We start from the raw sequence: 8,478 nt of genomic DNA on the forward strand, positions 1-8,478 counted from the left end.
CCGGTATTGCCTCATTCACGGGCCGCTGTTCAATGTGGCGGGCCGTGGGGTGTATCATGCTGGAAAGTCGCGCCTAGCCTTTGGCCGGGCGAAATGCGGGAACCCTTCACCCGCTTGGCGCGGCTCCTACCATGAAGGGCAAGCCTTGAAGGGGGCTGATATGCGAAAGCTACCTAAAGAACTCGAATGGTTCAGTCTTAAGAAATACGATATTTGCGCCAATTGGGGATTTGATAAATGGTTTGGAGCGCTTAGGGCAAGATTCCAATTGCAAGAAGATTTAAAGCAGCTTCCCACATTGAATCTGATTGATTCTCTTAATCATATTCTTGAGATTGAATATTATGATAAGTATGTGACTATAGAAAAGTTATTTACGAATAGCGGAAGACACCTATTTTCAGCCGTTGAACCAATGAGCCTTCACGCGGCCTTTTTAATTCATGATGAAATCGGGAAATGGATGAATGGGCACGAAAACGCTTCATCTTTTAAAAAGTCGCTTAGGGAGTCGGATGAAGGCGCAAAGCTTAGGAAAGAGCTTATTAATTCATCTTATGATGAAGCTTTTATAGATAGTTGGAGCAAATATTTTGACTATTCTTATATAATTTTAGGAAGGGCGCATGTTACAGTTGACCTTAATCTAAGTGACGATGCTCTTATTGAGCAATTCGCCGCTTGCATATCCAACATGCGTGAAAGGCTTAAATGGTATACAGCACGCAAAACAATAACCAATGAAGATTTGCACGAATGGCATATAAAAAAGCTGCTTCCATATATTGATATTGCTTTTTATAACGACATTTATAAATGCGGTTTAACTGATAAACAGTTTGGAGAAATACTATTTCCTAGCGAATATGATAGGGATTTAGGAAAGCATATAGCAGAGACAATAAGGCCAAATGCGTTAAACCTGTTGACTAGGGAAAATATAAACGCCCTTCAAGGCCAGCTTCTTAAGCAGAACCAGAAACCGGCTAAGAATGGTGGGAGACCTAAGAAAAAATCGAAACCTAGCCCTAGATCAAAAATATAACGCATTGTCAACACACTAAACCTCAATAGATTTTCACTGTGTAACCTGCCGATTTTTCCGCTTACTGTATCGCCCCGTTGCATCCAATATCACGGGGCGAACCATGCCAAGAACAGCCACCCGGCGAACTCCCAAGCCAGCCAATAACCAACCCGCCAGACTCCCGGAAACTGGCTATGTTCGAATCTCCCAACTAATTCCCGGAATTCTTCCATTCTCGAAAGCCACGCTTTGGAGAATGGTGAAGAAGAAGGCTTTCGTTGCGCCCGTGAAGTTGTCGGCCAATATCACGGCGTTTCGTGCTGAGGAAGTCCGGGCCTGGATGGAATCCAAAGCCCCCCAAGCCACCCAAAGCGAGGCGGGCGCATGAAGCGCACCATTTCACGCACTGGCTGTGACTTTCTCACTTCCAAGGCCACCCACCGCCGCCGCAAACTCACACGCGGGGGCTTGACGTGCCTTACATTTCGGGCCTACGCTATTTCTCGTTCCCCCGGCGCACCGGGGGCCGGGCTACCACTCCCGGATGTTCAAGGCGCACAGCCCCCAATTTCTGCGTACCGGGCCTTTTTTATGCCTGGGGTACGCCCATCGAGTAATGGCGGGCGGTATGTGGGCACGCGCAAGCGTGGCCGGTTCCTTGACCCGGTTAGTGGTATCCCGCATACCGCCCGTCGCCAATCTCGCATACCACCGAGACGCGACGGCTCCAAACCTCAGTCAAGGAGCCTTTATGAATCCCTCCATCACGGGCGAAATCCGCCCAAAATCCGCCTTTTTGCCCGCCCTAAACCTTGCGACCACCATTTTGAGAATGGGGGTTTCCATGGTCGATAAAGCCAGCCAAGTTTTCCGGGCCTTTCGGATTAAACCCCAAGCCTACTATTCCCGACTGGAATTACTCGTTAAGGAATTTCGCTTGCCGAAACGCCAAGCAGAGCAATTACTAGGCGAATCCCGCGCAATCTTGGCTAAAAATCTTGTCTTCAAACTCGCTGAGTTTCCCGGCTCAATATTCGCCGTGGTTTCCCCTAACAATCCCGCTTTTTGCCATGCGGCGGAATGCCCCGCTGGGCAAGCATTCAATTCCGAGCAGGACGGCGAGGGTTGGATAGATGCCCGCGATGACGGCGCTTGGCTGGTTCTGGCTTGCCAAGAACCAGTTACCTTAATCGCTGGAAATTGAGGGGGTTCGCTATGGGACACATCAGCCAACAATCACGCCTACCATTTGGCGATGCGGATTTACTAATAGCCGCGCTTGGCAATATCGAGGCCGTAAAAAACAAACACCTTGAATCCCCCGACCTTTATCAAAGGTTAGAGGTTATTCACCAAGCTGTTGCGGGCTTGATTATCGAAGCCATTAAGCCAGCCCCCCAAAAAGTAGAAAATAATATAGTGCCATTCCGGCGGGGGAGGAAATAAGCCATGGGCGAGTTAATAACCTTTGACTTTAGGAAACCTGCCAAGACTAAGCCAATACCGCAGACCGTAACGGATGGTGACTTGCAATGGCTTATTGCTGCTGCCAATGAATACAAACGGCTTGCAAATCTTTACCCGGAGGAATCGCCATTAAGGCAGATATTCACACAGGGATGGTTAGGCGCGGCAAGCACAGCACTTGATACCGCCCAAATCATGGGGTTCAAAGTATGAACGCACCACAAAAAAAATGCCCCGACATCCAAGGGGATACCGGGGCACAATTAGAAAAAAACGTGGAAACCCATTATGTCAATACCCACAACATAATTCAAGCGGAACCCGCCGCGCCGTGGAGTTTTACGGCCTTCGAGGAATACGCCGCCGCCGGTTTCCACTTCGTCAGAATCCCCCGAGTGGGCGGGAAACCCAGCAAGGGGCCGCGTGGGTATGGCTGGAACCTGCCCCGCACTCCTGCCAACCCGGAAGGCTACACAGCGGGCCTTGAACCCGTCCGGGCCTGGATTCGGGCGGGGGATAACATCGGCTTGGCGCTGCTGCCGTCTGGCGTGGTATCGCTGGACGTGGACGAACTCAACGAAACCCGCCGCGTATTGGAAGGGCTGGGCCTGGACCTGGGCGCGTGGTTCGCCGATCCGGCACGGGTGGAAATTCGGAGCGGCAAGCCGGGAAAGGCTAAGTTGCTGTTCCGGGTTCCCACCGGGGCCGAACCCATGCCGCCATCCAAAAAGCTGACGTTCGGGAAGGGCAAGAAGCAAAAGAGCATATTCGAGGTTCGCCACGGTTCAGCGGACGGGGCCACCCTTCAAGACGTGCTGCCCCCATCCGTCCACCCGGATACCGCCTTGCCCTACGAACTGGCGGGCGACGTGCGCCACATGCCGGAGCTTCCCCCGGAACTCTTGGCGCTGTGGCGGGCATGGCCGGACGTGTTGAAGACCTTCGACCCGGATTTTGAAGCCCCCAAGGAAAAGCCCCGCCCCAAGAGCGCCGCGCCCATGGACATCAAGGGCGAACGCAACCCGATAGCCGAATTCAACGCCGCCCACGATCTGGACAGCGTTCTTGAGCGCCACGGCTACCGGCGCAAGGGGCGGCGCTACCTTCGCCCCGGTTCCGAGTCGGGCATTCCTGGCCTAACCATCCTGGAAGGCAAGGGCGGGCACCCGCTCTGCTACTCCCACGGGGGCGACGATCTAAACGACTCGCACGCCCATGATGCTTTCGACGTGTTCCGCATCCTGGAATGCGGGGGCGACTGGAAAAAGGCGCTGGCTTGGAATCCCGAACTCACCGCCCACAATCAACGGCTTTTCACCGAGCAGAAGCGGCAAGAGCGACGAATTCAAGCCGCTGTCGCCCTGTCCTTGGGTTCCCTGTACGTCATCGACGGCGGGCGCATCTGCAAGGCAGACGGCGAGGTTCCCGCCCCGCTGTGCAATTTCACGGCGCGGATAGTCGAGGAAGTCTTAACCGACGATGGCGAGGCAAGCAGCTTGTCTTTCCACATCGCCGGGCGCTTGGGGAGTGGTCAAACCCTGCCCACCATCGAGGTTCCCGCCGAACGCTTCGCGGGCATGTCTTGGGTGACGGGGCAATGGGGTATCCGTGCCTGCATCAATGCGGGCCAATCATCGAAGGACCATATACGGGCCGCGCTGCAAGAGCTATCGGGCGACGTGCCCCGCCGCACCGTCTACGCGCATACCGGCTGGCGGAAGATTGACGATGTGTGGCGCTACCTGCACGCGGGCGGGGCGCTGGGCGAGACAGGCAACCGGGCGGATGTGGAAGTGAACCCCGGACCCGGCAACATGGGGCTTTATCGCCTACCCGACCCACCCGAGGGCGCGGCGCTGGCGGACGCGGTACGGGCAAGCCTCAAACTCCTGGAGCTTGCCCCGCATAAGCTGGAAATCGGCGCGTTGCTGTTGGCTGTGACCTACCGGGCACCGCTGGCCCACTGTGCCCCCATCGACCATGCCGCCCTGTTGTTCGGGTACACCGGGGCGCGGAAGTCCGAAGCGGCGGCGCTGATCCTGTCCCACTTCGGGTAAGGCTTCACGGCGCGGAACTTCCCGGCGAACTGGACCGACACCCATTCAGCCTTGGAAGTGAAGGGCCACGCCGCCAAGGACGCGGTTTTTGCCGTGGATGACTTTAAGCCGCATGGCTCAAAAGGCGAGGTTGACGGCTTCCACGCCAAGGCCGACAAGCTGATACGGGGCGCGGGCAACCAAGCCGGGCGGGGCCGTCTCATGGCCGACCTGAAGCAGCGAACCGCCTACCATGCGCGGGGCTTCGTGCTGGCGACCGGCGAAGACATCCCACGCGGTCAATCACTGCGCGCCCGCTTGACCGTCGCCACCCTGAGCCGCGATCCGCACGACCCACGCAAGGGCGACCTTGACCTTGACCGGCTGACGGTCCTACAGGGCCACGCCCGTTCCGGCACGCTTGCGGCGGCCATGGCCGGTTATGTCCGCTGGCTTGCCCCGCAAATCGACACCCTTAAAACCACCCTCCCCGATGACATTCGGGCACGCCGCGACAAAGCCGCACAGCGCGGCATGAAGGGCCATTCCCGCACCCCCACCGACTTCGCCAGCCTCACCGCTGGAATAGCCACCCTGGCACGCTTCACGGTCGATTGCGGGGCGCTATCGGCACAAGAGGCGCGGGCCTTCGCCGAGCGCTGCGAGAAAGCCTTGTGGAGCCTGTTGGAAGACCAGGCCGAACACCAATCAAGCCAAGACGATGTAACCCGGTTCCTATCCTTGCTGGCGTCGGCGCTCTCGTCGGGCCGTTGCCATGTGTTCGACCTGGACGGAAGCGACAAGGGCTGTCCCACGGAAAAGAGCGGCCATTCCGCCCCGCTGTTGGGCTGGTTCATGGACTCGTTTGGAACCTTCCAACCCAAAGGCGGGCGGGTGGGGTGGATCGAAGGCCAAACCGTTTACTTGGACGGGGACGCGGCCTATTCCATCGTCACCGAGTACGCCCGCGAACAAGGTGGAAATATCGAAGTCACCCAGAAAACCATTTTCCAGCGCATCCACGAGCGGGGTTATCTGGCCCGCATTGAAATGGAGGGCAAGAAAACCCGGCTACAGGTTAGGAAAACCATTCAGGGCGCAACCTTAAGGCTGTATGCGCTGAGATTCGGGGCATTAGTCGAGGAAACCGCTTAACAACTAATCACTAGAGGCACAGGCAATAAACGAAACCAGAACAAACCCCACGCCACCTAAATGCACACTGTTCTAACTCAATCGGATTAACACCATGAATAACACCGCTTTACCCCAAAACATCCTTGAAAAGATGGAAACCTTCCAAGCCAGTAAAGCCGTTTTCCTTGATTGGAAAGGCAAATATGAAGACTTACGCGCCACGGCTTCAAATCAAAATGAAATGGCGCAAGCCGCCGACCTAGAGGCCGAGCAATACGGCGAAGAATTACGCGGCTTGGTGCGGGATTTGGTAAGGGCTGAATCTGGCGATAAGGACACCATCAACGCCATAAGCGGCAAGAAGGAAACCGCCATTAACCTTGCTGCCGAGCATCGGGCGTATGCTGCCGATCTGGTGGCAGAAGCCGAAGCCATGAAAGACAATGGCGTGCTTTTAGCACAGGATTACTTGAGTGATAGAGCGAAGGCCATTCAAAGCTTTGTGGATAGCCAATTCAATGAAATATTAGGCTCCATTGAGGGGCAAATATTAACCGCTGCCAAGTTAAAGGCATGGGGTTATAAGGTAATGCAGAATAATACTGGAAGCGGAACCATTACCGATACCGTATTTCAGGATATTGGAAATTACTTTAAGGGTAAGATGGCGGGCTTTGAGATTGACAAGGCTGCTGACCCAACACTTTCCATGCTAAGTGAACCGGCTAACATAAGTCCATTTAGCATGAATGACTTTAGTAACCCGCTTGCTTTGGTGAGAATTAAAAATAAACAAGCGAAGGGCTAAATAAGGCGGGGCTTTAATCAATGAATAAGGGGAGACTATGCGTGTTCATTGTCCACATTGCGGCGGGTTGGCAGTTATCACAACTCGGAACAAACAAACCGAGACCGTTTCTGATTTGTATTGCCAATGCAAGGCGGTTACTTGCGGGGCTGTTTTTGTATGCCAACTATGGACAAAGCACACCATTAGACCTCCCCTTAATGCGCTGGCGAAAGCCGCAGAATTGGAAAAGGATTTTCTTAGTAAATGCCCGTGAAAAGGCTTACTGTTAAATGGCATTAATAATATAATAATGCCTCAACCATATCTTTTAACTCAACTTATAGAGGGCTAATATCATGGCTACTTGGTTAGCGGTTGAATTCACCGGAAAACCCAACGAACTATCAAGCTTTGTGCAGCAATGCAACAGAGAGGGCAAGAAATTTAAAATTGCCTCAGATACCAAAGGCGGAGTTATAGAACTCAACAATATTATAAAATCCGCTGGTATCAATAACTTTAGCGCGGCCTTAATCAAGGATGACGACTCTTACAAGGCTTTGCTTTAATGATTCGCTGGTGAGTTTAGAGGCAACCTGAGAGGCGCGGACACCATTTCAAATAATGGCCCGCGCCTTTTCATTTGGAAGGTAAGACAATGGCAGTTAAAGCTTTGGAGGATGGCCGGTTTCGCGTCCAGATTGACCGGCAAGGCTGCAAGCGAGTAAGAAAGATATTCAAAGATAGAGAATTGGCTGAAAAGTTCGAGTTGGAATATCTGGAAAAATTCGCTGGATTGCGTGTCACCACACCAAAGAAACGGGTTATCGGAATCAAGAGGAGTAAAGACGAGGATAACCGCAAGCTATCAGAGCTTATCGAGTTATGGAGCAATTACCACGGTGTGAATTTATCGGATTATGAAAAGCGGCGTAGGTGTTTAGATGCGCTGTGCCAAGCGCTTAATGATCCGATAGCGGCACAGCTAACCGCCGAGGATTGGGTAAAGTTTCGCCATCAACGCATCATTTCCGGCACGCCTGAACAAATCATTACCCCCAAGACCTTCAACAACCATCAAGGGTATTTGTGCGCCGTATTTCACCGCTTAAAAAAGTTACGGGTTATTGATTATCAATGCCCGATAATTGCAGTGGAACCAATAAAAGTACAGGAAAGGCAATTATCATATTTGACAACCGAGCAAATAACCCACTTGTTCAGCACCATCAAAACCGGATGTGATAATCCTTCAACTTGGTGGGTTGCGCAAATCTGTATCCGCACCGGGGCGCGATGGGGAGAGGCGGAAGATTTAAAAATTAAGCACTTGCATAACAACCGGGTAACTTTCGAGTTTACCAAAAGCAAGAAAACCCGAACCGTGCCACTTGACCCGGTATTCTTCGCGTCACTGTTGGAATTCGCAAAAGGCAAGTCACCGGAAACCCGCTTATTTTCTTCATGTATCGGGAGTTTCCGCCGTGCTATCGAGCGGGCTAAACTGGAATTACCAAAAGGGCAATGTTCCCATATATTGCGGCATTCTTTCGCATCGCATTTTATGATGAACGGCGGGAACCTATTCAAGCTTCAAAAGATACTTGGACATAGCGATATTAAAATGACCATGCGTTATGCCCATCTTGCACCGGGTTATCTTGATGAAGCGGTAGAACTGAATCCTTTAGCCTAGCTATGTAAGCCATTGAAACCACGGAAAAATAACCCTGTTCATAAATTTACAGAGTCCGCGATTTAAAAAACTCACCTCCGAATAAAGCAATATTTTTCAAAGCCTTGGAAGAATCTAACAGGGCTTGGGGTGGGGCAATTCGTCAGTAAACTTCCGGTTTTATCCGCGAATTTCATCAATTCAATAAGCGCCTTTCACCTCGCGGGAACCCTTGCCGCAAGCGGTTTGGCGCTTTCTTCGACCTCAAAACCCATCAGCAAAGCACCAAAAAAGTGCAAAAACCGGGCGGGCGGGGAGGAGTGCGCTGTACCCCCCCCCGGCCAGT

The 8,478-nt window shown here is 52.8% G+C and carries 10 protein-coding genes; all 10 read left to right on the forward strand.

From position 1 onward, the window contains the following. Positions 1-1,045, forward strand: a 1,045-nt coding sequence (locus ACXWUF_RS13960; RefSeq protein WP_458503294.1) for a DUF6387 family protein, incomplete at its 5' end; no start/stop codon positions are given. A gap of 733 nt (positions 1,046-1,778) precedes the next feature. Then, complete coding sequence (locus ACXWUF_RS13965) at positions 1,779-2,231, forward strand: hypothetical protein (RefSeq protein ID WP_458497366.1); 453 nt, start codon at positions 1,779-1,781, stop codon at positions 2,229-2,231. Between the two features lie 11 nt (positions 2,232-2,242). Then, complete coding sequence (locus tag ACXWUF_RS13970) at positions 2,243-2,473, forward strand: hypothetical protein (RefSeq protein ID WP_458497367.1); 231 nt, start codon at positions 2,243-2,245, stop codon at positions 2,471-2,473. Between the two features lie 3 nt (positions 2,474-2,476). Further along, complete coding sequence (locus ACXWUF_RS13975) at positions 2,477-2,707, forward strand: hypothetical protein (RefSeq protein ID WP_458497368.1); 231 nt, start codon at positions 2,477-2,479, stop codon at positions 2,705-2,707. Beyond that, positions 2,704-4,551 (forward strand): bifunctional DNA primase/polymerase, encoded by a 1,848-nt coding sequence (locus ACXWUF_RS13980; RefSeq protein WP_458497369.1) that lies wholly within the window; start codon positions 2,704-2,706, stop codon positions 4,549-4,551. The genes ACXWUF_RS13975 and ACXWUF_RS13980 overlap by 4 nt, the downstream gene beginning before the upstream one ends. 51 nt (positions 4,552-4,602) lie before the next feature. Then, a complete protein-coding gene (locus ACXWUF_RS13985) occupies positions 4,603-5,685 on the forward strand; it encodes a hypothetical protein (protein WP_458497370.1) in 1,083 nt (360 codons plus the stop codon). A 94-nt stretch (positions 5,686-5,779) separates the two neighbouring features. Next, a complete protein-coding gene (locus tag ACXWUF_RS13990; protein ID WP_458497371.1) occupies positions 5,780-6,475 on the forward strand; it encodes a hypothetical protein in 696 nt (231 codons plus the stop codon). Between the two features lie 37 nt (positions 6,476-6,512). Then, positions 6,513-6,731 (forward strand): ogr/Delta-like zinc finger family protein, encoded by a 219-nt coding sequence (locus tag ACXWUF_RS13995; protein ID WP_458497372.1) that lies wholly within the window; start codon positions 6,513-6,515, stop codon positions 6,729-6,731. Positions 6,732-6,813: 82 nt separating this feature from the next. Beyond that, complete coding sequence (locus ACXWUF_RS14000; protein ID WP_458497373.1) at positions 6,814-7,026, forward strand: hypothetical protein; 213 nt, start codon at positions 6,814-6,816, stop codon at positions 7,024-7,026. Positions 7,027-7,115: 89 nt separating this feature from the next. Beyond that, positions 7,116-8,153, forward strand: coding sequence for a phage integrase (locus tag ACXWUF_RS14005; RefSeq protein WP_458497374.1), 1,038 nt, complete (start codon positions 7,116-7,118; stop codon positions 8,151-8,153). Positions 8,154-8,478: the final 325 nt, after the last annotated feature.

The sequence above is a fragment of the Methylomagnum sp. genome, from assembly GCF_054333355.1.